This is a genomic window from Enterobacter ludwigii, assembly GCF_001750725.1.
Taxonomy (GTDB): Bacteria; Pseudomonadota; Gammaproteobacteria; order Enterobacterales; family Enterobacteriaceae; genus Enterobacter; species Enterobacter ludwigii.
This window is the reverse complement of record NZ_CP017279.1, coordinates 931,211-955,907: the sequence shown is the minus strand read 5'-3', so window position 1 is coordinate 955,907 and position 24,697 is coordinate 931,211. Positions and strand designations below refer to the sequence as shown.

The following is a 24,697-nucleotide window of genomic DNA, read 5'->3' as shown; positions in this document are numbered from 1 at the left end:
GAAACTGTGAGTAACCGGGTGATAATTGGTAAAAGTCATCTTGCTATAACCCGGCGAGCAGTGGAATAATGAACTCGTTTTCCGTGTTAAATCCTGGTTAAGTAAGGATCTCGACGGAATGACCAATTTTGTCTGACCGATCATCCACGCAGCAATGGCGTAAGACGTATTGATCTTTCAGGCAGTTAGCGGGCTGCGGGTTGCAGTACTTCCCGGTATAAGGATTGTTCTCTGGAGAGTTCTACCCAGGCAATTCCCCTGATAATTGCGCTGTGTTTCCGTATGAAATACAGGCAACCGACACTCTGCGCCTCTTAAGCGAGCGACAACCGTGAGGTTGGCGACGTGAATAGACACGAGGCCATCGGTTCATACCCCGGAAAGCGTCACCTTGCCCGCAGCTTTGTCGTCAATGTAAGAATAACGAGTAAGTTACGATGAAAAGAATGTTAATCAACGCAACTCAGCAAGAAGAGTTGCGTGTCGCCCTTGTGGATGGGCAGCGCCTGTACGATCTGGATATCGAAAGTCCTGGACACGAACAGAAAAAAGCGAACATTTACAAAGGTAAAATCACCCGCATTGAACCAAGCCTTGAAGCTGCATTTGTCGATTACGGTGCTGAGCGTCACGGTTTCCTCCCTCTGAAAGAAATCGCCCGCGAATATTTCCCTGCAAACTATAACTCCCATGGCCGCCCAAACATCAAAGATGTGTTGCGTGAAGGTCAGGAAGTCATTGTTCAGATTGATAAAGAAGAGCGTGGCAACAAAGGTGCCGCACTGACCACCTTTATCAGTCTTGCGGGAAGTTACCTGGTTCTGATGCCAAACAACCCGCGCGCCGGTGGTATCTCTCGCCGCATCGAAGGTGATGACCGTACCGAGCTGAAAGAAGCGCTGGCAAGTCTTGAGCTGCCTGACGGTATGGGACTTATCGTGCGTACCGCAGGCGTCGGCAAATCTGCCGAAGCGCTGCAGTGGGACTTAAGCTTCCGTCTGAAGCACTGGGAAGCAATCCAGAAAGCGGCAGAAAGCCGCGCAGCGCCGTTCCTGATTCACCAGGAAAGCAACGTGATTGTGCGTGCCTTCCGTGACTACCTGCGTCAGGACATCGGTGAGATTCTGATCGATAATCCGAAAGTGCTTGAGCTGGCGCGCCAGCACATTGCTGCGCTGGGTCGTCCGGATTTCACCAGCAAAATCAAACTGTACACCGGTGAAATCCCGCTGTTCAGCCATTATCAGATCGAATCGCAGATTGAATCCGCTTTCCAGCGTGAAGTGCGTCTGCCATCCGGTGGTTCTATCGTTATTGATACGACCGAAGCGCTCACCGCCATCGACATCAACTCCGCACGTGCTACGCGCGGCGGTGATATCGAAGAGACCGCCTTCAACACCAACCTTGAAGCCGCTGATGAAATCGCCCGCCAGCTCCGCCTGCGTGACCTGGGTGGTCTGATTGTTATCGACTTTATCGACATGACCCCGGTGCGCCACCAGCGTGCGGTTGAAAACCGTCTGCGCGAAGCGGTACGTCAGGATCGTGCTCGTATCCAGATTAGCCATATCTCACGCTTCGGCTTGCTGGAGATGTCCCGTCAGCGTCTGAGCCCTTCACTCGGTGAATCCAGCCATCACGTCTGTCCGCGCTGCTCCGGTACCGGTACCGTTCGTGATAACGAATCTCTGTCCCTCTCTATTCTGCGTCTGATTGAAGAAGAAGCGCTGAAAGAGAACACCAAAGAGGTTCATGCCATTGTTCCCGTGCCAATTGCGTCCTACCTGCTGAACGAAAAACGTGCAGCCGTCAGCGCAATTGAATCACGCCAGGGCGATGTTCGCTGCATCATCGTACCTAACGATCAGATGGAAACTCCGCACTACCACGTGCTGCGTGTCCGTAAGGGTGAAGAGACCAGCACGCTCAGCTATCTGCTGCCTAAGCTGCATGAAGAAGAGATGGCGCTGCCTTCCGATGAAGAACCTGCCGAGCGCAAACTGCCAGAGCAGCCAGCCTTAGCGACCTTCATCATGCCTGAAGCTCCGCCAGAAACGGCGCTGGAAAAACCTGTGACCAAACCGGTTGCGCAAAAACCAGAAGCCGTTGCGGTCAAAGCCCAGCCAGAACAACCGGGTCTGCTGAGCCGCCTCTTCGGTGCGCTGAAGAAGATGTTTGCAGGCGAAGAAGTCCAGCAGCCTGAGCAACCGAAAGAAGCACCGAAAGAAGCGAAACCTGAACGTCAGCAGGACCGTCGTAAACGTCAGAACAACCGCCGTGACCGTAACGATCGTAATGACCGTAACGAACGCCGTGACAACCGTTCGGACAATAATGAGGGTCGTGAGCAACGCGAAGACAACCGTCGCAACCGTCGCGAGAAGCAACCGCAGAATGTTGAAGATCGTGAAATTCGCCAGCAGGCGGGCGATGAGTCTGAGAAGAGCAAACAGCGCGACGAGCAGCAGCCACGCCGTGAGCGTAGCCGTCGTCGTAACGACGAGAAGCGCCAGGCGCAGCAGGAAGTCAAAAACCTGAACCGCGAAGAGCCTGTTGAACAACAGGAAAGCGAGCAGGAAGAACGTACTCAGGTTATGCCGCGTCGTAAGCAGCGCCAGCTGTCACAGAAAGTGCGTGTAGGCGCCCTGCCGGTGGAAGAGACCGTCATCATCCCTGCAGAAGCAAGTGACACTGCACCAGGCACTCAACTGGCGAAAGTGGATCTGCCGGCCGTCGTCGAAAGCAACGCTGAGCAAGACGATAACGGTGAAGGCCGTGATAACGCGGGTATGCCACGTCGTTCACGCCGCTCTCCGCGTCACCTGCGCGTCAGCGGTCAACGTCGTCGTCGTTATCGCGATGAGCGTTACCCGACACAGTCGCCAATGCCATTAACCGTGGCGTGCGCGTCTCCTGAAATGGCATCCGGTAAAGTCTGGATCCGCTACCCGGTTGCTCGTCAGGAGCAGGTTGTGGAAGAACAGGCTGTCACCGAAGAGGTGATTGCCCCGGTAGCCGCAACTGAAGAAGCGGTAAATGAAGCCGCTATCGTGGTTGAGCCACAGGCCGTTGAGTCAGAAGCGCCTCATGCAGTAGACGTTGAAACCACGCACCCTGAAGTGATTGCCGCGCCGGTTGACGCCGCACCGCAGCTTATTGCTGAGGAAGACACCGTGGTCGCTGAAGACGTTGTTGCTGAGGTTCAGCCAGCAGCAGCGGTAGAAGAGACCCCGGACGTGGTTGTCGAAACCGTGACTGAAGACGTGGTTCAGGACGTTGAAATTGACGTCGAACCGGTGCGTGAAGCCGCGAAAGCAGAAGAGCCAGAAGTGAAAGCCGAGCCGGTAATCACAGCTCCGGCCCCTGCTCACGTTGCGACAGCCCCGATGACTCGCGCACCAGCGCCGGAATATGTGCCGGAAGCGCCGCGTCACAGTGACTGGGTCCGCCCTGCGTTCAACTTTGACGGTAAAGGCTCTGCCGGTGGCCACAGTGCAACGCATCAGGCGACAGCACCGGCTACCCGTCCGCAGTCTGTTGAGTAACGACACATAGCGTAAAAAGCCGACCTTCGGGTCGGCTTTTTTATTGCTCGCGTGCCGGCTTTCTCATACCCGCAATGTCCGGCATCACCCTCTTCATCATCTCCAGAAAACGGCGTAAACGCGCCGGATAATAACGCGACCACGGATAAACCAGATGAACCGGGAGCGCGGCGGGCTGCCACTGTGGAAGCAAATGCACTAAGCGCCCTTCCTGGATATCCTGCTTGACCGTCCAGCTTGAAACCATCGCCACCCCTAACCCTGTCAGGGCGGTATTGCGCGCAACATGCAGGCTATCCGTGCTTAGCCGTGGCGCAATGGAGATGCGTTTTACTTGTGAAAGATCATCCCACAACTCCACATGTCGCTGATAGAACGTGCTGATGGCAATCCAGGGCAGCGCCTGCAGATCCTCCGGTGTGTGAACCGGCGCAAACTGGTCCAGCAGCGCAGGCGAAGCCACCACACAGCGTGGCACTTCCGCCAGCAGCACGGAGACGGTTGCCGGATCCACCTCTGCGCCAACTCGAATAGCACAATCCAGATTGTCGCTCAGAAAATCCACCGACTTATCGTTGAGCACCCACTCCACCGACAGCTGAGGATAACGCTGCAAAAACTCCGTTAACGGTCTCAGGAGCTGATCCTGCCCAAAGGCGTGCGGTGCACGTACCCGTAACACCCCAACCGGCTCGTCCTCCGTCTGGCCGATTTCATCTTCCAGTGCCAGCCAGCTATCAATGACCCGCCGGGCATGTTGATAGCAGCGCTCGCCGTCATCGGTAAGTTTTGTTGCATGGGTGGTTCGCAATAAAAGCCGTACCCCCAGCAGCGTTTCCAGAGACTGAAGGCGGCGGCTCACCGTGGCCTGGCTCGTCGCAAGCAGTCTTGCCGCCCCAGATAGCGATCCGCTTTCCACAATACGAACAAATGTGCGCATGAGTTCCACCCTGTCTATACGCTCAACTCGCTTCATCATTTTCCCTGCTATACGCCAAACGTATAAGCGTTTTACCACCAGGCCCTCTACCGTCGCAAGGCGTAGTGATAAAAAATAGCGGCACATTATGAGTGAGGAACGTCTTATGAACACAACAACTGCTCCCCATGCCGCCAGTCGCTGGGTGATTTTTATGCTGGCTCTGGGGGCTGGCTTTAGCGTCGCATCCATTTACTACGCGCAACCGCTGCTGCCGCTGATAGGCGCCGACCTTCATCTTAGTATTGAAGGGATGGGGCTGGTCCCGACACTAACCCAGGCAGGCTACGCGCTCGGTATTCTTTTTCTGTTGCCGCTTGGCGATCGTCACGACCGCAGGACGTTAATCCTGATAAAAAGCGCCGCCCTGGCACTGTTTCTGCTGGGCTGCAGCCTGACCGGGCAGCAGCACTCACTGCTGCTGGCAAGCCTGCTGATTGGCATGGCCGCGACCATGGCACAGGATATCGTTCCCGCAGCGGCTATCCTCGCCCCCGAAGGGAAACAGGGAAAAACCGTGGGAACCGTGATGACAGGGTTGCTGATGGGTATCTTGCTGTCGCGAACCGTCAGCGGTGTGGTGGGTGAAGCTTTTGGCTGGCGCGTCATGTATCAGTTGGCCGCTGTAAGCATCGCATTTATTGGGGCGGTGATGTGGCGGGTACTCCCGCGTTTTGCCATTCACTCCACGCTGAGTTATCCCGCCCTGATGCGCTCAATGGAACATCTGTGGCGTCGTTATCCGGCTCTGCGTCGTGCAGCACTGGCACAAGGTTTTCTCTCGATTGCCTTTAGCGCCTTTTGGTCAACGCTGGCGGTCATGCTGCTGGAGCGCTATCACCTGGGGAGCGCCGTCGCGGGTGGTTTTGGTATTGCCGGGGCCGCGGGGGCCTTAGCCGCCCCGCTGGCGGGAGGTCTGGCGGACAAGCTGGGCGCCGGAAAAGTCACGCAGCTTGGCGCAGCACTGGTTACCGTCTCGTTTGCCCTGATGTTCCTGATGCCCGCGCTGGGTCTTCATGGACAACTGATTCTGATTGCTGTCTCAGCCATCGGGTTTGATCTGGGCCTGCAGTCCAGTCTGGTGGCGCACCAGAATCTGGTCTATAGCCTTGAGCCTCAGGCCAGGGGGCGTCTTAATGCCCTGCTCTTTACGGTGGTCTTTATCGGCATGGCGCTGGGTTCGGCTGCGGGGAGTAAAATCTACACGCTGGCTGGCTGGACGGGCGTGGTTGCCCTGGCAACGGTATGCGGTGTCATTGCGCTGGCAATACGTCTGATTGAAAGTGCACGCGTCGCCTCCGCACCGGCAGAAATCGCCTAAAAAAATGCCCAATCCACACGGATTGGGCAGTAAAACATGCCCAGTTTCAAGACATGTTCCAAGAGGTCAAGATGTTATCTGTTCAGCTGGAACAGGGACATGCCCTGCATATCGCTAAACGCTTTATAAGATGCCTGCAGCGCGGCCTGCTGCATGGTATAAGAGGAGATCGCTGCGTTCCAGTCCACATCAACCAGGTCGCTCATCTGCTTAGTCTGGCCCAGTGCACGATCGTCACCAAGGTTATCCAGCTTTTCAAGCTCGTTCATCTTGGTACCTACATCAGCAGCGACAGTAAGAATGTTGTTCTGGGTATTTGTGATGCCGGTTTGAGCATCAGAAATGATTTTCCCCTGTGCTTCAGCTGCAGCAGAGTCGGTATCGACGGGAACCTTAAGCGCGGTAATCGCCGTATCGAGGATCTTGAACATGTTCGTCTCGCCATATCCGCCACCAGGCAGTTCTTTGGCGTTACTGGTGATGCTTTCGAAGATCTGCTGACCCGTGTGGCTAATGACCATATTACGCGCGGTATCAACCTGCTGCGAAATAGCCTCAGTACCGCCTTTGTAATCACCGGTAACGGAATCAAACGGTGGCACTTCAGTCTTAAAGCCGGCAAAAATAAACCGACCATTACCATCCGCGGTGTTTGCAAGGTTCATCAATTGGTCGCGAATACCTTGCAAATCGCTCGCCAGCGACAGGCGATCGTCATCACTTAAGGTTGCGTTTCCGGCATAGACTAATTTCTCTTTAGCACTGGTGATAGCGGCAGTGACCTGGTTAAGCACATTATCTTCGAGAGAAACTTTTTGTGATGCGAACGATCTTGCCAACGCAAACTGGCTATTTTGTGACTGTGATTGTGACAGAACAATAGCCTGCGACGCCGCGATGGGATCGTCCGACGGACGATTGACACGCTTGCCGGTGGACATTTGTTCACCATAACTCAACCACTTGCTCTGGGAATCGGTGATCCCGCGCATGTTTTGGTCGTACATCATCTGGGTGCTAATACGCATGTTTCACCTCAGCCTTAGCGAATATTAATGATTGCATCAAAGAGCGAGCTGGCAGTTTGTAGAACCTGCGCATTAGCGAGGTAATACTGCTGATAGCGCTGCAAATTGCCGTACTCTTCGTCAAGGTTTACCCCTGAGATCGACTGCTGCTGTTTGGTTAACTGCGTCGCCACATTCGCTTTCGTTTCGCTGCTGGTTTTCAGTGCCGCTGTTGAGCTACCAACGGTACTGACGAGGGAAGCATAAGCATCATTGAAAGACTTATTCCCGCCGACAAGCTTGCTATTTTGCAGATCCAGCAATTTTTGACCGTTGCGGTTGTCACTTTCGCCACCGGCGCTTGTCGATGCCATCGCCAGTTTGGACTCATCATTAAACTTGAGTTCCATGTTTACGATGACATCAGAAACGGGCTTCACAACAAAACTGTCTTTGTTATTCGCGGTACCGCTCACGTTGACATTCAGGCCGTCGAAAGACAGATTGCCGCTCGCATCCGGACTCATCGTGAAACTGGTCTTATCCGACGTACGCGTAATGGTCCAGTCGGTTCCGTTGAACTGCAGCTTATAATCCGTTGCCTGGACTTTAGTACTGTCAGCCACGGAGGCTGTCAGCGCGGCGGTACCTGAATTCTTGCTGTTGGACACAACCGCAGGCGAGCCAAAGTCAAAGAGCTTGCCGCCAGCATCGCCGTTAGCATCAAAACCCGCTTCATGCTGCTTGTTCATCGCGTCAGCAAAGGCCAGCGCCATCTGGTTAAGGCTATTACGCGCTTTATCCAGATCTTCAGAGCGGAAGGTGAGTAAACCGCCAAGGGTGCCGGTAGTAATCAGCTTCTCAGGAATTTCGATATTGCCGGAAACGTCATCGGTATAGGCCAGCGTTGTACGGGTTGGGTCTGCGCTGGAATTCACCGCAGCCAGCTGGTTCGCTTTGCTCCCCTGTACCAGGCTGTAACCGGTGCCAAATGAGACGTTATACGTGCCGCCATCCTGCACAGAAACTTCAACACCGACAATTTTATTCAGTTCGCTCACCAGCTGATCGCGTTGATCGAGCAGGTCATTTGGTGATGAGCCAGCACCCACGCCGGTCAGACGGGAAATCTGATCGTTCAGGTTCGCAATCTGTTTGGCGTAGTTATTAATTTGATCGACGCTGGCAGAAATCGCGGTATTCACCTGAGAATCCTGATCGCGAAGATACTGATCGTTGGTTTTAAACTGATTGACCAGGCCATCCGCTTTGCCCAGCACCGTCTGGCGCGCAGCCGGATCTTCCGCGTTGCTCACCAGCGTCTGCAGACTTTTGAAGAAGTCCTGCAGCGTGGTAGAGAGTGAGTTGGTGGTATCCGAGAGCACATCGTCGATCTTTGACATCTGCTGATAGCGCGTAGTCAGGCCGCTGCTCTGGGTCTGCGCGGCGCGCAGCTGGTTGGTAATGAATGCATCATACTCACGCTGGACACCGGAGACATAAACCCCGTTACCTACCCAGCCACCGCCGGTCAGCGTGCTGTTTGACGCGCCCAGCACTGTCGTCTGGCGGGTATAACCTGCCACGTTATAGCTTGAAATATTATTACTGACGGTATTGAGTGCCGACTGCGCAGCACTGAGGCCACTCATGGCACTGTTAATCAAACTGGACATGGGGGTTCCTTTTATACGTTCAGACACGAGTCCTGATGAAGGTTATCGGCAGCCTCCACCGGGACTTGAGAACTTTCAGAACAGATTTTCGATATCTGTGCTATAGGCTTTGCTGACCTTCTCGCCCATCGATTTCAGCTGCTGAATCATACTGGTGAGCTTACGCGCATAGTTCGGATCGGTGGCGTAGCCCGCATTCTGCAGTGCCTGAGCGCCCTGCTCCGCGGTTGCCGCCTGTGTAACGGCGGTGTAACGCGGATTTCGGCTCAACAGGCCCACATAGTCGGATAAGGCTTCCAGATAGGAGCTATAGACACGGAATTTGGCTTTAACCTTCACCGCCGCACCGTTTTCATATTCAGTGGTGGTGATCTCGGTGGTCGGCCCCTTCCAGCTCGACGTGGCCTTCACGCCGAAGATGTTAAAGCTCGGATCGCCGTTTTCTTTACGGATCTGCCGCTGACCCCAGCCGGACTCCAGCGCCGCCTGCGCGAGGATCAGGTGGTGAGGCACGCCGCTCTGTTCACTGGCAAGACGTGCCGGCAGCGAGAGCTGCGCCAGGAAGTCTTTGCTGTCGCCAGAAAGTGGCTCATCGCTGGTGCTCGTGGCCTTCGGTACGGCTTTGCGCACCATCTGCGTCAGGGCCTGATTCTGATAACTGGTCACCGTTTGCAGGTCGAACTTCATCGGCACCTGCTGTGGCTTATCATCCGGCTGGATGCCCTGCGCGGTTTCGGTCTGTTTGACAATCATATCAGCCAGACCGAGGCCTTTCCCGGCGGTCATCTGCTGCGCAATCTGCTGGTCATACATGCTGGTGTAAAGACGGGTTGAATCACTGCTGAACATCCCGTCTTTCGGCAGGGTTTCACGCATGCTTTTCAGCATCATCTGTACAAACATCCCTTCCACCTGGCGGGCGACCGGGCGGATATTCGCCGCCGGATCCTTACCTGCTTTGGTTTTCAGTTCGTTGAGCGACTGGGCATCCCAGGCAGCACCGGTCAACAGCTTGCTATCGGTCAGCATCAGATGATTTCCAGTTTGGCGCGCAGACAGCCCGCGCTTTGCATAGATTGCAGAATCGACATCAGATCCATCGGCGTCGCCCCCAGGGCATTCAGGGCCCGAACCACGCTATTGAGGTTCGCGCTGGAGCGTACGCTCTGCAGCGATCCACCGCTCTGGCGCAAATCAATCTGCGTTTGTGGCGTCACCACGGTCTGGCCACCCCCGAACGGGGTATCAGGCTGACTGACGTTGGCAGAGCGGTTAACCGTCACGGAGAGGTTACCCTGCGCCACGGCACAGCTGTCGAGCGACACTTCGCGGTTCATCACGACCGAACCGGTGCGCGAGTTGATAATCACTTTGGCATCCTGAACCGGAACGTTCACTTCCATATTCTGGATATCAGCCAGCATACGGACCTGGTTGCTGCTGCCGGTAGAAGTGCGGATTTGCACGGTACGGGCATCCAGCGCCGTGGCGCTGCCGTAGCCGCGGCTACGGTTGATGGTATCGGCAATCTGCTGCGCCATCGTGAAGTCTTCATTATTCAGCTGCAGGTTAATGGTGTTGCCTGCGCCAAACTGGGTCGGCAGTTCACGCTCAATGATCGCACCATTGGTGATACGCCCGCCGTTCAGCTGGTTCACCTGCACACTGCTGCCGCCCGCAGACGCGCCGGCACCGCCGACCAGAATGTTCCCCTGCGCCAGCGCATAAACCTGGCTGTCGACCCCTTTCAGCGGAGTCATCAGCAGCGTGCCGCCACGCAGGCTTTTGGCGTTACCCATTGACGAGACCACGACATCAATCGTCTGCCCCTGGCGCGCGAACGCCGGATAGGAGGCGGTGACCATGACCGCGGCCACGTTTTTCAGCTGCATGTTGGTTCCCGCCGGGACGGTAATACCGAGCTGGGAAAGCATGTTGTTCAAACTTTGAGTCGTGAATGGCGTCTGGGTGGTCTGGTCGCCCGTTCCGTCCAGCCCCACCACCAGGCCATAGCCAATCAGCGAGTTTTCGCGTACGCCCTGAACGCTGGTGAGATCGCGAATACGGTCAGCCTGGGCAAACGTTGCCACCAGCGCCAGCGCCACGGCGAAGATCGATTTAAACATGGGTCACCTCGCTTACATCGGCGATAAGTTAAGGAAGAAACGCTGCAGCCAACCCATATTTTGCGCTTCATTGATGTAGCCGTTACCGACGTACTCGATGCGCGCATCCGCCACCTGGGTGGACGGAACGGTGTTGGTGCCGCTGATGGTGCGAGGATTAACCACGCCCGAGAAACGAATGAACTCAGTGCCCTGATTGATGGCGATCTGTTTTTCACCCACAACGTGTAAATTGCCGTTAACCAGCACCTGGTCAACCGTCACCGTCAGCGTGCCGCTAAAGGTATTGCTGGCATTCGCGCCACCTTTACCGTTAAAGGTATTGCCGCCAGAGGCCTCGACATCAGCACGCGCATTGCCGAACAGGCCCTGCAGATAGCGTGGAACGGTATCGAAACCGAAATTGGTTTTGCCATCGCGGCTGGCATTCGCCGACGAGCTCTTGCTCGCGCTGACGTTTTCCTGCAGCACAATGGTCAACGTATCGCCGACATTACGCGGGCGGCGATCTTCAAACAGCGGTTGATAGCCATAATTGATTGGCTGCGCGGTCTGGAAAATGGAGCCGTTCACCACTGGCGCCGGGCCAGGAACGGGTTGGGCGGTAGTCGCACCCTGCACTAAAGGTTTAGACGGGATCAAGGCACACCCGCTGAGGGTGACAGCCAGAACAGTCAGTATCGGATAACGAAACGCCGCGTTTTTTTGCATTGCCTTCATCTTCGAAAACAGGGAGCCGGCGCGGCGTTGACCGCACCGGGCTACACCTTAGAGTTGCGTCAGTTTCTGCAGCATCTGGTCGGTCGTCGACACTGCTTTACTGTTAATTTCATACGCGCGCTGGACCTGGATCATATTCACCAGCTCTTCCGCAACGTTCACATTCGAGGTTTCCACATAACCCTGATACAACAGACCCGCACCGTTGAGGCCCGGGGTGCTTTCATTTGGCGTACCGGAGGATTGCGTTTCGGTGTAGAGGTTCTCACCAATGCTTTCCAGACCGGTGTCGTTCATGAAGGTGGTCAGGTTCAGCTGTCCAACCTGAACAGGTGCGGCCTGCCCCTGCTGCGTCACACTCACCACGCCGTCACGCCCGATAGTGATACTCAGGGCATTCGCCGGGATGGTAATCGCAGGCTGAACCTGGAAACCACCCGCCGTCACCAGCTGGCCATTCTGATCGACCTGGAACGATCCGTCGCGGGTATAGGCAGAAGTACCGTCAGGTAACTGCACCTGGAAGAACCCCTGGCCTTTGATTGCCACGTCTTTGCTGTTGTTGGTCTGAGACAGGTTGCCCTGGCTGTGCAGACGCTCGGTGGCTACCGGACGAACACCGGTACCAATCTGCAGGCCGGATGGCAGCGTCGTTTGTTCAGAAGACTGCGCTCCCGGCTGGCGGATGGTTTGATAAAGCAAATCTTCGAAAACGGCACGCTGACGCTTGAAACCATTGGTGCTGACGTTTGCCAGGTTGTTGGCAATCACATCCATGTTGGTTTGCTGCGCGTCCAGGCCAGTTTTCGCGATCCATAAAGAACTGATCATAAGGAGTCCTGTTAACTCATAGCCAGAAGTTGGTTAGCCTTGCCCGCGTTTTCATCAACGCTGCTGATAATCTTCATCTGCATTTCAAAACGACGGGCACTGGCGATCATGTCGGTCATCGCTTCGACCGGCTTGACGTTACTGCCTTCCAGAACGCCGGACATCACGCGGATGCTCGGATCGGCCTGTAACGTGGCACCCCGAGTGGCCTGGGTCGCCTGGGTCAGACGGAACATCCCGTCATCACCACGCTGCACCTCTTTGCCTTCCGCCTTCACCAGCTTCAGACGCCCGACGGGCGCAACGGTATTGGCCGGATCGCCCGGGTTCAATGCCGAAATGGTCCCGTCGGCCGCGATAGTCAGCTCAGACCCTTCCGGCACCGTCAGCGGACCCGCTTCACCCATTACCGGATGACCCTGAATCGTCAGCTGGCCCGTGGCACTCACCTGGATGTTACCGTTACGGGTATATCCTTCACCGCCGTCAGCGGTCTGCACCGCCAGCCAGCCGTCCTGTTGCAGGGCAACGTCCAGCGGGCGTGAGGTATAATCCATCTGCCCTGGCGTCATATCCGCACCCGGCGTAGAGGCCGTGACCAGCGTACGCGTCGGCAGGGAGAGCCCTTCCACCGGGACCGCACGCAGCGCATTAAGCTGCGCACGAAAGCCCGGTGTAGAGGCGTTTGCCAGGTTGCTGGCAGTAACAGCCTGCTGATTGAGCGTCTGGCTTGCCGCGCCCATCGCGGTATATATTGCGTGATCCATTGCGCTTTCCTGTCAGCCGCTTAACGCAGGTTAACCAGCGTGTTGAGGATCTGATCCTGGGTTTTGATGGTCTGCGCGTTCGACTGATAGTTACGTTGCGCGACGATCATGTTCACCAGTTCTTTACTCAGATCCACGTTAGACGCCTCCAGCGCACCGTTGGTCAGCGTACCGAAGTTACCGGAGCCCGCGGTACCCAGCAGCGCCACGCCAGAAGACTGGGTGGCAGACCAGACGTTATCGCCTTCAGACTTCAGACCTTCGTTGTTGGCGAAGTTAGCCAGCACGATCTGGCCCAGGGCCTGGGTCTGTTCGTTGGAGTAGTTACCCACCACGGTGCCGTCGTCGTTGATCTGGTAGCTCACCAGGTCACCCGGTTTGTAACCGTTCTGGTTGGTTGCCACGATGTTATTGGCGCCGGTGTTCTGCTGCATGGAATTGGCGAAGCTCATCGCAAACGTGGCTGGCGTTGCACCTGGAACGGTGCCGGTAGTGATATTGATGCTGCCGCCGCCGGTCAGTACGCCGCTGGTATTGAAGGTCAGCGTAGTCGCCAGGGATGGCGTGCTTCCTGCAACGCTGCCGTCCTGGGCATAGACTTTCCAGGAGTTTGCCGGAGTCGCGTCTTTAACGTAAAACAGGTTCATGTTGTGCGCATTACCCTGGCTGTCAAAGACCGTCACCGTCCCTTTTTTGTTGTAGCTATCAGGGTTGGTCGGATCAAAGGCCGTGGTTGGCGCGGTGTCAGTGGAGTTCAGGTTGATCTGCTGGGACGCGGTGGTGGTGGATTTCGCCGCCATCAAGGTCGTTGGGATATTGATCGCCTGCGGGTTAGCGCCGGTCTGAACCGTTGGCGGGGTACCCGCAACAGGATAACCGGTTAATTGCAGACCCTGCATGTTCACCAGGTTACGGTTTTCGTCCAGTTTGAACTGACCGTTACGGCTGTAGAACACAGAGCCGTTGGAATCGACCATACGGAAGAAACCGTTCTGGCTGATGGCGACGTCCAGACCACGACCGGTGTTGGTCGTCGTACCGTCGGTAAAGTCCTGAGTGATGCCCGCAACTTTCACGCCCAGACCCACTTTGGAACCGGCAAACATATCTGCAAATGAGGCAGAACCGGATTTAAAACCATAGGTCGCGGAGTTGGCGATGTTGTTGCCAATGACATCCAGGTTGGTGGCCGCAGCATTCAGGCCGCTGACCGCTTGAGAAAAGGCCATGACTTACTCCTGATAAGTGTTAAGGCTTAGATAATCTGCCGAACTTCGTCGAGCGTGGTGGTACCTGAGGTACCCAAATCCAGTTTGTTACCGCCAGCGCCTTTAATCACGCCCTGAACCAGCGCGAACTGCAGCGGCTGTGCCACCAGTTGGGTGGTTCCGTTGCTGGCGCTGATCGCCACTTTGTAAGAACCGTTTGGTGCTTTCGTGCCGTCGGTCAGGCTGCCGTCCCAGGTAAAGGTGTGTACGCCTGCCTTCAGCTCACCAATGTCAATGGTGCGTACCACTGCCCCGCTCGCATCGCTGATCGTCGCAGTCACTTTGTCAGCCGGCTGCTGCAGCTCAACGCCAAACGGCGTGGTGGTCGTGGTTGACGTCCCCTCGGTAGTGCTGGTGCCGGCAAGGATCGTGGTCCCCGGGATCATCACCCCATGACCAATCAGATTCGCAGCCTGCAGAGACTGGCTGTTGTCAATCTGACCGGAAACGGAGCCAAGGGTGGTGTTGAGTTTTTCAATGCCGCTGACGGTACTGATCTGTGCCAGTTGCGTGGTCAGCTCGTTGTTCTGCATCGGATTGGTGGGATCCTGGTTCTTCAGCTGCGCCACCAGCAGCGTCAGAAAGCTGCTCTGCAGATCGGACGCGTTACTGCCCGTCAGGGCGTTGGAACCCGTCGAACTTTTGGCGCCATTAACACCTGAGTTCGTGGGATCATTCACATTTACGGCGATGGACATGCATGTCTCCTTTACTGGCCGAGAGTGAGTGTTTTGAGCATCATGCTCTTCACGGTATTAAGCACTTCGACGTTTGCCTGGTAACTGCGTGACGCCGACATGGAGTTCACCATCTCACCCACCACATCCACGTTAGGCATTTTTACGTAACCGTTCGCATCCGCCAGCGGGTTGCCAGGCTCATACACCAGCTTGTCCGGTGCCTGGCTCTCAACCACATCAGAGACTTTCACACCGCCGGTGGCCGCACCTGGCGCCGCATCGACCTGAAAGACGACCTGTTTCGCACGATAAGGCTGACCGTCTGGTCCGGTCACGCTGTCGGCGTTCGCCAGGTTACTGGCGGCTACGTTCAGACGTTTGGACTGAGCGGTAAGTGCCGAGCCGGCGATATCAAAAATATTCAGCAAGGCCATTTATCAGTTGCCCCCCTGCAGGACGTTCATCATGCCTTTGATTTGTCCGCCGAGAACGGTCAGGCCTGTCTGGTACTTCAGGCTGTTATCGGCAAACTGTGTACGCTCCCGGTCCATGTCCACGGTGTTACCGTCGAGTGAAGGCTGGTCGGGAATGCGATAAAGCAAATCGGTCGTTGGTGCGGTCATCGTCTGAGCGGGAATATGGCGTGAGGAGGTCAGCGCGAGCGCGACACCGCTCCCTTCTGCGCGTCCACGCTCCATCACTTTTTTAAGCTCACTGGAAAAATCAATATCGCGCGCCTGATACCCTGGCGTATCGGCGTTAGCGATATTGGCGGCTAAAATTTCCTGCCGCTGGGCACGTAAATTGAGCGCTTCCTGCTGAAAACGTAACGCGGCGTCGAGTTTATCGAGCATGTCTCCTCCGCTGATGGCAAAATTTCAGTTCACAGCTTAAATCTCAACCCATCCGCCTTATCGACGGAATAAGCGCAAAATGCGTCGCTATTTATTGCGTTGATGAAAAACCACTGCAGGTAGAATTCACTCAATTCTGGAAACGGTGGAACTTGCGATGCAAACGTTAAAACGTGGCCTGATGGCAACTTTCTTGCTTTTTAGCCCCCTGGTGCAGGCGGATGGTTTACAGGATCAGCTAAACACCTTTTTTGCCCAGAAGCTGGCGGGCTTTAGCGATGAAGTTGTCGTCACGGTACGCACGCCACCCAATCTTTATCCATCCTGTGAGCAGCCGTCATTTACCGTGACCGGCACCACCAGACTGTGGGGAAACGTGAACGTGCTGGCACGCTGCGCCAACGAAAAACGGTATTTACAGGTTGCAGTCCAGGCGACAGGCAATTATGTTGTCGCCGCTGTCCCCATTGCCCGGGGTACCGCACTGCAGGCCAATAGCGTGACGTTGAAACGTGGCCGTCTGGATCAGCTGCCGCCACGGGCAATGCTTGAAATTAACCAGGCGCAGGACGCCGTCAGCCTGCGTGATGTCGCACCAGGCCAGCCGATACAGCTGTCTATGCTGCGCCAGGCGTGGCGCGTCAAGGCGGGTCAGCAGGTGATGGTGGTGGCCAATGGAGATGGCTTCAGTATCAACAGTGAAGGGAAAGCGTTAAACAATGCCGCGGTAGCGCAAAATGCCCGCGTCAGAATGTCTTCAGGGCAGGTGGTTAGCGGAACCGTCGATTCTGATGGGAATATTCTGATTAACCTATAATCTTTTTAAAGATTTCGCTGCAGCTGCCGATAAATATTCAACTATTGATGATGTCAGGCGCCAACGCCGCGAACCCTCGATGAGGACAACACTATGAGCATTGATCGTACATCAGCCCTGAAGCCGGTAAGCGCTGTACAACCTCGCGAAACGAATGACGCTACGCCGCAGAAAACGCGTCTGGAAAAACCGTCAACGTCTAACAGCACCAGCGTAACCCTGAGCGATGCCCAGGCAAAACTGATGCAGCCAGGCGGCAACGATATCAACATGGAACGCGTTGAAGCGCTGAAAACGGCTATTCGTAACGGCGAGCTGAAAATGGACACCAGCAAAATTGCTGACGCCCTGATTCAGGAAGCGCAGAGTTTCTTACAGAGTAACTAACCGTATGAGTCGACTGTCAGAAATACTGGATCAAATGACGGTTGTCCTGAACGACCTGAAAACGGTAATGGACGCTGAGCAACAGCACCTCTCTTCCGGTCACATCAACGGCAGCGCGTTGCAGCGTATTACTGAAGACAAAAGCTCGCTTCTGGCGACGCTGGATTACCTTGAGCAGCAACGTCGCGCTGAGCAGGATCCTAAGCGCAGTGCTAACGACGATATCGTTGAGCGCTGGCAGACTATTACAGAAAAAACCCAGCACCTTCGCGATCTCAACCAGCATAACGGCTGGCTGCTTGAAGGTCAGATAGAGCGTAATCAGCAAGCGCTTGAGGTGTTAAAACCGCATAAAGAAACCGGGCTGTACGGTGCGGATGGCCAGACAGCGACGGCACGTATTACGGGCGGGAAAAAGATTTCGATTTGAAGCATAAGCGACAAATCAAGCAGTGGGGAGCACCATAAGGTGAACTCCCCTTTTGGCGTTTATGCCGTACGGCGGGCAAACTCTTTCACTTTGAAGCCCAACACGGCGAGGGTGGCAAAGTAAGCCACAACCCCAACACCCACCACGGCCATCAGTCGCAGCAGACGATAAGGCATGGTGCCGAGCGACCACTCCGGCATCACGTGCATCATGCCGAGCAACGCCGCTGCCATCACCAGCACCGCGATAACCAGTCGCACAAGGAAACTCGCCCAGCCCGGCTGCGGCGTGAAGATATCCTGCTTACGCAGCTGCCAGTACAACAGCCCGGCATTCAGACAGGCCGCCAGACCAATAGACAGAGCCAGACCCGCGTGCTTCAGCGGGCCAATAAACGCCAGGTTCATCAACTGGGTCATCACCAGCGTCACCAGGGCAATCTTCACCGGGGTTTTAATGTTCTGACGGGAGTAGAACCCTGGTGCCAGCACTTTAACAACAATCAGCCCCATCAATCCCACCGAGTACGCCACCAGCGCCTGCTGAGTCATGGACGCATCATGGGCTGAAAATTTACCGTACTGGAATAGCGAGACGGTCAGCGGTTTCGCGAGGATCCCCAGCGCCACCGCGCTTGGCAGTGCCAGCAGGAAACAGAGGCGTAAGCCCCAGTCCATCAGGCGGCAATACTCATCATGGTTGCCGCTGGCAAAGCTTTTAGAGAGCGACGGCAGCAGAATCGTCCCCAGCGCGACGCCCAGTACGCCAGAAGGAAACTCCATCAGACGGTCAGCGTAGTACATCCAGGAGACCGAACCGGACACCAGGAAAGACGCAAAGATGGTATTGATGATAAGTGAGATCTGGCTGACAGAAACCCCGAGGATTGCAGGTCCCATCTGCTTCATGACGCGCATTGCGCCGGCATCACGGAAATTAATGCGCGGCAGAACCAGCATGCCAATTTTCTTCAGATGCGGCAGCTGATATGCCAGCTGCAGGACGCCACCCACGGTCACCGCCCAGGCCAGCGCCAGTACCGGCGGGTTGAAATGCGGTGCGGCAAACAGGGCAAAGCCAATCATGCTGACATTCAAAAACGTCGGCGCAAACGCCGGAACGGAGAAGCGGTTCCAGGTATTGAGGATTGCCCCCACCAGCGAGGCCAGTGAGATCAACAGGATATAAGGAAAGGTAATGCGCAGCAGCTGGGTGGTGAGCGCAAATTTATCAGCGGTGTCGGCAAACCCCGGCGCGGTCACCATAATCACCCAGGGCGCAGCCAGCATCCCCAGAACTGTCACAATAGCCAGCGCCAGCGTCAGCAGCCCGGAGACGTAGGCGACAAACACCCGCGTAGCATCTTCGCCCTGCTTGCTTTTATATTCCGCCAGAATTGGAACGAAGGCCTGCGAGAAAGCCCCCTCAGCAAAAATACGGCGCAATAAATTCGGCAGTTTGAACGCGACGAAAAAGGCGTCCGTTGCCATCCCAGCACCAAAAACCCTTGCCACAATGGCATCGCGCGCAAAACCCAGTACGCGAGAAAACATGGTCATCGAGCTGACGGCTGCCAGCGATTTTAATAAGTTCATTAATGTGAATTTCCACAACCATACGGCAAAACGCCTGCAGAGCAGGCGTAATGAATGCCCGACGGCGTTGCGCTTGCGCAGGCCTTCGGATTTGCAGGCCGGGTAGGCGAAAAGCCTCCCGGCGAAACCAACAATCGGCGCTTAGTCTACCCGGATTTAAGGGAATTACTATCGGCAGATGTTACAGAGGGTTATTCACTCATGGCCTCTCGCCAGAGTCGTTCCACGATGCGTTGCGCCATGATGGCCTGTTCACCGGCGGTTTCCGGAACCGTCTGATTTTGCACGCAGCTAATGAAGTGACGGGCGCATCCCGCGAAGCCGCGTTGCTCCAGAGTGCTCTGCCAGCCCGGCGCCGGAAGCGTGACCACACCGTTGCCCTTCTCTTCACGCCACTCCCGCATGTCGGTGATGTCATACAGCGCACCGTCAGTGACGGCCTGGACGAACTCCCGCTGACTGCCCGCACGACGATGCATGGTGGTGGTCACCTGCAGATGTTCCAGCGCAAAGTGGTGCTCGGCGTAGACCATCTCGCCCAGATCGTTGGTCATCAGGGTCCCGCTTTTCAGCTGAGCCTGGCCGTTTGTCAGCCAGAGCGCCGTGTCCACCACGTGCAGATAATCATCGAGAAGCGTAAAGCGCAGATCGTTTGGCCCGACGCTGTCGGTACGGTGTTTATCCATCCTCAGAGAGGCCAGCGCGCCCGGCTGTGCCTTCAGTTGCTGATAAAGCGGAGCGAAGCGGCGGTTAAAGCCCACCATCAGCGTCAGGTTCTTGCGTGCCGCCAGCTCTATCAGTCGCTCGGCATCCTGAACGTTCTCCGCCAGGGGCTTATCCACACAGACGTGAACACCGGCATTCAGCAGTTCGCTGACCACCTGATAGTGCGTTGCCGTTGAGGTATGCACAAATACCGCATCGCACTCGCGGGCAAGATCAGACAGCGAAGCGGCGTATGGTATCCGCCAGGTTGCGCAGATGCGTTCAGCCTTCTCGCGGGTAGGTGACCACGCGCCCTGAAGCGTCCAGTCCGTTGCCGCGCCTAATACCGGTAACCAGGCTTTCTGCGCAATACCGCCAAGCCCCACCACGCCTACACGTAATTTTTTCACTGTTAATCTCCCAAATGTGCCAGCAGTGCGTCCAGGCGCTGCTTCAGCCCAGCGACCTCCTCTTCCAGCGCATCCACGCGCGCCGTCAGGTTGCCGCTGACAACAGTGGACTCTTGTTCCGTTGCCAGCGTCGCGGTATCCACCTCGCCACTGAAGAGATGCATATAGCGGCTCTCACGCTTGCCCGGTTCGCGTGCCAGACGCACCACGTAAGGGCCATCCTCGCGGGTTGCAAGCCCTTCCAGGGTTTGTTCCACTTCCTGCATATCCGCAAACTCATGCATACGGGAAGCCCGTGTGCGCAGCTCGCCGGGAGTTTGTGCCCCGCGCAGTAAAAGGGTCGTGATCACCGCCACTTCCGCGGCGCTCAACTTCAGGTCGCCGAATTCGGAATTACAAAAACGTTGTTCGTACTTGGTGACGCGGTTTCCGAAGCCGCTGACGGTGCGCAGATAATGGCGTTTCACCAGTTCATCCAGCACATCCTGAACGTCATGCTCGCTGAGGTTCATTACCGGCTCGCGGTTGGTCTTTTGGTTGCAGGCCATCATGACGGCGTTGACAGAGAGCGGATATTGCTCCGGCGTCGTGACCTGTTTTTCCAGCAGGCATCCGACGACGCGCGCTTCTGCACCGCTTAACTGATATTTCATCTCTTCTCCTTAGCGACCCGCTGTCCAGTCCCGGGTGGTTAATGCAGTGAGGACATGGTCGCGCCATTCTCCATCTATCAGCAGATAGTCTTTGGCGTAACCCTCTTTCTCAAACCCTAAACGCGCCAGCAAATTACCGCTGCGCTGATTATGCGGCATATAGTTCGCCATAATACGATGGATATGTTGCGTGCGTTGCATATAACGGATCGCCACCGTTAATGCTTCATACATCAGCCCCTGCCCCTGCCATTTCTGACCGATGGAGTAGCCGAGGTAGCAGGCGTGAAACGATCCGCGCACGACGTTTGAAAAGTTGGCGATGCCGATAATCTCTTTTTCTTCGGGATCCAGCAGCGCAAAATAAAACGCACTTCCCTGCTTATGAAATTCCGCAATCATACTGAGGCGCGCCTGCCAGCCGGATGGGTAACAATGGCTCTCATCCCGAACGGGTTCCCAGGGTTTTAAAAACTGGCGATTCTCGGCGTAATAATCCGCCAGACGCCAGGCATCACGCTCATGCACCAGACGAACGACCAGCCTGTCCGTTGTCAGACGCACTTTTGGCACATTACTGCGATAGCCAAACATCGATACCACTCCTTCCCGTCACTTCTGCTGACCCATTAGCTTTACTATACCTGTGCCTGCGCCGTCTGTGAAAACAGTGACATACCATTTTGACCTCTTTTCACATTTTTCGATGAGAACTCTCTATCAAAGCGCTCTTTTGATAAAAAAATATTGTCACGCCCAGGGGTGGGAAAACGCGCAGTAACCCCGCAGAATGTTAGCGTGCTCACCATCCTGTTTTCCCTGGAGGGAAAATGTCCCGCGTATCACAGGCGAGGAGCCTGGGTAAATATTTCCTGCTAGTCGATAACATGCTGGTCGTGCTCGGCTTTTTTGTCGTGTTTCCTCTTATCTCGATCCGCTTTGTCGATCAAATGGGCTGGGCGGCGCTGATGGTTGGCATCGCGCTGGGTTTACGCCAGTTTGTCCAGCAAGGCCTTGGGGTGTTTGGCGGTGCCATTGCTGACCGCTTTGGCGCGAAACCGATGATTGTGACCGGTATGCTGCTTCGTGCGGCAGGCTTTGCCACGATGGCGGTTGCCCATGAGCCCTGGCTTCTGTGGTTCTCCTGCTTTCTCTCCGGGATCGGCGGAACCCTGTTTGACCCGCCGCGCACCGCGCTGGTGGTGAAGTTAATTCGCCCGCAGCACCGCGGACGTTTCTTCTCGATTTTGATGATGCAGGACAGCGCGGGCGCGGTAATTGGCGCGCTTCTGGGGAGCTGGTTGCTGCAGTACGATTTCCGTCTGGTCTGCGCGGCTGGCGCGGTGCTCTTTATTCTGTGCGCCCTCTTTAATGGCCTGTATCTGCCAGCATGGAAATTGTCAACGGTGAAAGCGCCGGTACGCGAAGGGCTGGGCCGCGTCCTGCACGACAAACGTTTTGTCACCTACGTATTGACCCTGACGGGTTACTACATGCTTGCCGTGCAGGTGATGCTGATGCTGCCTATCATGGTCAATGATATTGCGGGAACCCCGGCCGCCGTGAAATGGATGTACGCCATCGAAGCCGCGCTTTCGCTGACGCTGCTCTATCCGATTGCCCGCTGGAGTGAACGGCGTTTTCGCCTGGAGCATCGTCTGATGGCCGGGCTGTTTTTAATGACGCTGAGCATGATGCCCATCGGTCTGGTGAATTCTCTCCAGCAGCTGTTTACGCTGATTTGCACCTTCTATATCGGCTCTATCATCGCCGAGCCGGCTCGTGAGACGCTGAGCGCCTCGCTTGCAGATGCGCGTGCCCGCGGCAGCTATATGGGGTTCAGCCGACTCGGTCTGGCCTTTGGTGGGGCTTTGGGTTACGCCGGCGGCGGCTGGCTGTTTGATGCAGGCAAAGCGCTGAATCAACCGGAACTGCCGTGGATGATGCTCGGCGCGGTGGGCTTTATGACGCTGCTGGCCCTCTGGTGGCAGTTCAGCCAGAAGCGCAGCGCAAGCGGCATGCTCGAACCGGGCGCGTAGCCCTTCCCTCTGGCGGGAGGTCCCTCCCGCCTCACTTCTCAGTTTTTTCTGCTGGTTTCTGCCATTTCACACTGACATACTGACGTAACAGGACAGAAGCGCCGATTTTTCGTTGAGGAACACTATGAAGAAAATTGTCATTGCCGCTGCATTCATTGTCAGCGGTCTGCTGGTGGGCTGTAACCAGCTTACGCAATACACCGTCAGTGAACAGGAAATTAATCAGGCGCTGGAAAAACATAACAACTTTTCAAAAGACATCGGCGTGCCCGGGCTTGCAGATGCGCATATCGTCCTCAGTAACCTGACCAGCCAGATAGGACGTGAAGAGCCAAACAAAGTGACGCTGAACGGGGATGCAAACCTCGATATGACCTCCCTCTTCGGCAACCAGAAAGCCAATATCAAGCTGAAGCTGAAAGCGCTGCCGGTCTTTAACAAAGAGAAAGGGGCTATTTACCTGCAGGAGATGGAAGTTGTCGATGCGGAAGTCACGCCGGACAAGATGAAATCTGTGCTGCAAACCCTGATGCCTTATCTGAATCAGTCTCTGCGTAACTATTTTAATCAGCAGCCAGCCTATGTCTTAAGTGAAGACAAGAGCAAGGGTGAAGCGCTTGCGAAAAAGTATGCTAAAGGGATAGAGGTGAAACCGGGAGAAATCATTATTCCCTTTACTGATTAATCCGTAGGGCGCCGAGGCGCCCTTTTTTTTACGGAAAAGTGTGCAAACGAAAACGTTTCCGCTTATGATTTGTGTCCGGCATAAACAGCCATCCGAATGACTGATTCCTGACAAGCCGGAGCTTCCATGACTGCACAACCCCAGGTTCTTAAAATCCGCCGCCCTGACGACTGGCATATCCATCTGCGCGATGGCGATATGCTCAAAACCGTCGTGCCTTATACCAGCGAAATTTATGGCCGCGCGATTGTCATGCCTAACCTGGTGCCACCAGTCACCACCGTCGATGCCGCAATGGCGTATCGCCAGCGCATTCTGGATGCCGTCCCGGCGGGCCATGATTTCACCCCGCTGATGACCTGCTACCTGACCGATTCCCTGGATCCAAACGAAGTGGAGCGCGGGTTTAACGAAGGCGTATTCACCGCTGCGAAACTTTACCCGGCCAATGCCACCACCAACTCCAGCCACGGCGTTACCAGCATTGATGCCATCATGCCGGTGCTGGAGCGCATGCAGAAACTGGGTATGCCGCTGCTGGTTCACGGTGAAGTCACGCATGCCGAGATCGACATCTTTGACCGTGAAGCCCGTTTTATCGACACCGTGATGGAGCCCCTGCGTCAGCGCCTTCCCGCGCTCAAAGTGGTCTTCGAGCACATCACCACCAAAGATGCCGCTGAGTATGTCCGCGACGGTAACGAGCTTATCGCCGCCACCATCACGCCACAGCATTTGATGTTTAACCGTAACCACATGCTGGTTGGCGGTGTACGTCCACATCTGTACTGCCTGCCGATCCTCAAGCGTAACATTCACCAGCAGGCGCTGCGCGAACTGGTTGCCAGCGGTTTCTCCCGCGCGTTTCTGGGCACGGATTCCGCACCTCATGCGCGTCATCGCAAAGAAGCAAGCTGCGGCTGTGCGGGCTGCTTTAATGCCCCAACCGCTCTCGCCAGCTATGCAACCGTGTTTGAAGAGATGAATGCCCTGCCGCATTTCGAGGCGTTCTGCTCACTCAATGGCCCCCGTTTTTATGGGTTGCCGGTCAATGAGACCTTCATTGAGCTGGAACGTAAAGAGAGCCAGGTTGAGGAAGCCATTCCACTGACCGATGACACGCTGATCCCATTCCTGGCAGGTGAAACCGTTCGCTGGACGGTAAAACGCTAAAAAATCAGTGCCCCTTGTTGTCAAAC

General features: G+C 55.7%; 24 protein-coding genes. 8 read left to right on the top strand and 16 right to left on the bottom strand.

Features of this window, described 5'->3' with window-relative positions; genetic code table 11:
* Positions 1-437 precede the first annotated feature (437 nt).
* Positions 438-3,548: a ribonuclease E gene (rne, locus tag BH714_RS04490; RefSeq protein WP_040017141.1), complete on the top strand. Its 3,111-nt coding sequence runs from the start codon at positions 438-440 to the stop codon at positions 3,546-3,548.
* A 40-nt stretch (positions 3,549-3,588) separates the two neighbouring features.
* Here the strand turns inward: rne and BH714_RS04485 are convergent, their stop codons facing one another.
* Entirely contained in the window at positions 3,589-4,614 is a 1,026-nt protein-coding gene (locus BH714_RS04485) for a LysR family transcriptional regulator (protein WP_080765195.1), read from the bottom strand.
* 19 nt (positions 4,615-4,633) lie between these two features.
* Here BH714_RS04485 and BH714_RS04480 point away from each other — a divergent pair, with 19 nt between their 5' ends.
* On the top strand, positions 4,634-5,848 hold the full coding sequence (locus tag BH714_RS04480; protein ID WP_032681257.1) for an MFS transporter: 1,215 nt from the start codon (positions 4,634-4,636) through the stop codon (positions 5,846-5,848).
* Positions 5,849-5,922: 74 nt separating this feature from the next.
* Here BH714_RS04480 and flgL read toward each other — a convergent pair whose 3' ends face one another.
* The 11 genes from flgL to flgB all read right to left on the bottom strand — a co-directional run bounded on the left by flgL (position 5,923) and on the right by flgB (position 15,777).
* A complete protein-coding gene (flgL, locus tag BH714_RS04475; protein ID WP_014169564.1) occupies positions 5,923-6,876 on the bottom strand; it encodes a flagellar hook-associated protein FlgL in 954 nt (317 codons plus the stop codon).
* 14 nt (positions 6,877-6,890) lie between these two features.
* Positions 6,891-8,531, bottom strand: a complete 1,641-nt coding sequence (gene flgK, locus BH714_RS04470) for a flagellar hook-associated protein FlgK (RefSeq protein WP_020884676.1) — start codon at positions 8,529-8,531, stop codon at positions 6,891-6,893.
* A 75-nt stretch (positions 8,532-8,606) separates the two neighbouring features.
* Positions 8,607-9,560, bottom strand: a complete 954-nt coding sequence (gene flgJ, locus BH714_RS04465) for a flagellar assembly peptidoglycan hydrolase FlgJ (RefSeq protein WP_040017139.1) — start codon at positions 9,558-9,560, stop codon at positions 8,607-8,609.
* The gene (locus tag BH714_RS04460) at positions 9,560-10,657 is read right to left on the bottom strand and encodes a flagellar basal body P-ring protein FlgI (RefSeq protein WP_014169561.1); all 1,098 of its coding nucleotides are present in this window, start codon (positions 10,655-10,657) and stop codon (positions 9,560-9,562) included. Before BH714_RS04460 ends, flgJ begins: the two co-directional genes overlap by 1 nt.
* A 12-nt stretch (positions 10,658-10,669) precedes the next feature.
* Entirely contained in the window at positions 10,670-11,368 is a 699-nt protein-coding gene (gene flgH / locus BH714_RS04455; protein ID WP_023311139.1) for a flagellar basal body L-ring protein FlgH, read from the bottom strand.
* Positions 11,369-11,425: 57 nt separating this feature from the next.
* Entirely contained in the window at positions 11,426-12,208 is a 783-nt protein-coding gene (gene flgG, locus BH714_RS04450; RefSeq protein WP_008500810.1) for a flagellar basal-body rod protein FlgG, read from the bottom strand.
* Between the two features lie 11 nt (positions 12,209-12,219).
* Positions 12,220-12,975: a flagellar basal body rod protein FlgF gene (locus BH714_RS04445; RefSeq protein ID WP_014169559.1), complete on the bottom strand. Its 756-nt coding sequence runs from the start codon at positions 12,973-12,975 to the stop codon at positions 12,220-12,222.
* Positions 12,976-12,995: 20 nt separating this feature from the next.
* Positions 12,996-14,204 carry a flagellar hook protein FlgE gene (gene flgE / locus BH714_RS04440; protein ID WP_014169558.1) on the bottom strand — a complete coding sequence of 403 codons (1,209 nt, stop codon included), beginning with the start codon at positions 14,202-14,204 and terminating at the stop codon, positions 12,996-12,998.
* 26 nt (positions 14,205-14,230) lie between these two features.
* The gene (flgD, locus tag BH714_RS04435; protein ID WP_020884678.1) at positions 14,231-14,941 is read right to left on the bottom strand and encodes a flagellar hook assembly protein FlgD; all 711 of its coding nucleotides are present in this window, start codon (positions 14,939-14,941) and stop codon (positions 14,231-14,233) included.
* Positions 14,942-14,952: 11 nt separating this feature from the next.
* Positions 14,953-15,357 (bottom strand): flagellar basal body rod protein FlgC, encoded by a 405-nt coding sequence (gene flgC / locus BH714_RS04430; RefSeq protein ID WP_013097138.1) that lies wholly within the window; start codon positions 15,355-15,357, stop codon positions 14,953-14,955.
* Positions 15,358-15,360: 3 nt separating this feature from the next.
* Positions 15,361-15,777, bottom strand: a complete 417-nt coding sequence (flgB, locus tag BH714_RS04425) for a flagellar basal body rod protein FlgB (RefSeq protein ID WP_014169556.1) — start codon at positions 15,775-15,777, stop codon at positions 15,361-15,363.
* Between the two features lie 157 nt (positions 15,778-15,934).
* On the opposite strand from flgB, the gene flgA reads away from it, so the two are divergent.
* The 3 genes from flgA (at position 15,935) to flgN (ending at position 17,411) form a co-directional block, all read left to right on the top strand.
* The gene (gene flgA, locus BH714_RS04420) at positions 15,935-16,594 is read left to right on the top strand and encodes a flagellar basal body P-ring formation chaperone FlgA (protein ID WP_040017138.1); all 660 of its coding nucleotides are present in this window, start codon (positions 15,935-15,937) and stop codon (positions 16,592-16,594) included.
* A gap of 93 nt (positions 16,595-16,687) precedes the next feature.
* On the top strand, positions 16,688-16,981 hold the full coding sequence (gene flgM, locus BH714_RS04415) for a flagellar biosynthesis anti-sigma factor FlgM (protein ID WP_014169554.1): 294 nt from the start codon (positions 16,688-16,690) through the stop codon (positions 16,979-16,981).
* Positions 16,982-16,985: 4 nt separating this feature from the next.
* Complete coding sequence (gene flgN, locus BH714_RS04410) at positions 16,986-17,411, top strand: flagella biosynthesis chaperone FlgN (protein WP_025204463.1); 426 nt, start codon at positions 16,986-16,988, stop codon at positions 17,409-17,411.
* A 59-nt stretch (positions 17,412-17,470) separates the two neighbouring features.
* Here flgN and murJ read toward each other — a convergent pair whose 3' ends face one another.
* The 4 genes from murJ to rimJ all read right to left on the bottom strand — a co-directional run bounded on the left by murJ (position 17,471) and on the right by rimJ (position 21,368).
* The gene (gene murJ, locus BH714_RS04405; protein WP_020884681.1) at positions 17,471-19,006 is read right to left on the bottom strand and encodes a murein biosynthesis integral membrane protein MurJ; all 1,536 of its coding nucleotides are present in this window, start codon (positions 19,004-19,006) and stop codon (positions 17,471-17,473) included.
* 191 nt (positions 19,007-19,197) lie between these two features.
* Complete coding sequence (locus BH714_RS04400; RefSeq protein ID WP_040017137.1) at positions 19,198-20,121, bottom strand: Gfo/Idh/MocA family protein; 924 nt, start codon at positions 20,119-20,121, stop codon at positions 19,198-19,200.
* A gap of 2 nt (positions 20,122-20,123) precedes the next feature.
* Positions 20,124-20,774: a YceH family protein gene (locus tag BH714_RS04395; RefSeq protein WP_040017136.1), complete on the bottom strand. Its 651-nt coding sequence runs from the start codon at positions 20,772-20,774 to the stop codon at positions 20,124-20,126.
* Between the two features lie 9 nt (positions 20,775-20,783).
* Positions 20,784-21,368 (bottom strand): ribosomal protein S5-alanine N-acetyltransferase, encoded by a 585-nt coding sequence (gene rimJ / locus BH714_RS04390; RefSeq protein ID WP_013097146.1) that lies wholly within the window; start codon positions 21,366-21,368, stop codon positions 20,784-20,786.
* Positions 21,369-21,604: 236 nt separating this feature from the next.
* Here rimJ and mdtH point away from each other — a divergent pair, with 236 nt between their 5' ends.
* The 3 genes from mdtH to pyrC all read left to right on the top strand — a co-directional run bounded on the left by mdtH (position 21,605) and on the right by pyrC (position 24,671).
* A complete protein-coding gene (gene mdtH, locus BH714_RS04385; protein ID WP_014169547.1) occupies positions 21,605-22,813 on the top strand; it encodes a multidrug efflux MFS transporter MdtH in 1,209 nt (402 codons plus the stop codon).
* Positions 22,814-22,937: 124 nt separating this feature from the next.
* Positions 22,938-23,498: a lipoprotein gene (locus tag BH714_RS04380; protein WP_020884685.1), complete on the top strand. Its 561-nt coding sequence runs from the start codon at positions 22,938-22,940 to the stop codon at positions 23,496-23,498.
* A gap of 126 nt (positions 23,499-23,624) precedes the next feature.
* Positions 23,625-24,671: a dihydroorotase gene (pyrC, locus tag BH714_RS04375; RefSeq protein ID WP_032677867.1), complete on the top strand. Its 1,047-nt coding sequence runs from the start codon at positions 23,625-23,627 to the stop codon at positions 24,669-24,671.
* The last annotated feature ends 26 nt before the right edge of the window (positions 24,672-24,697 follow it).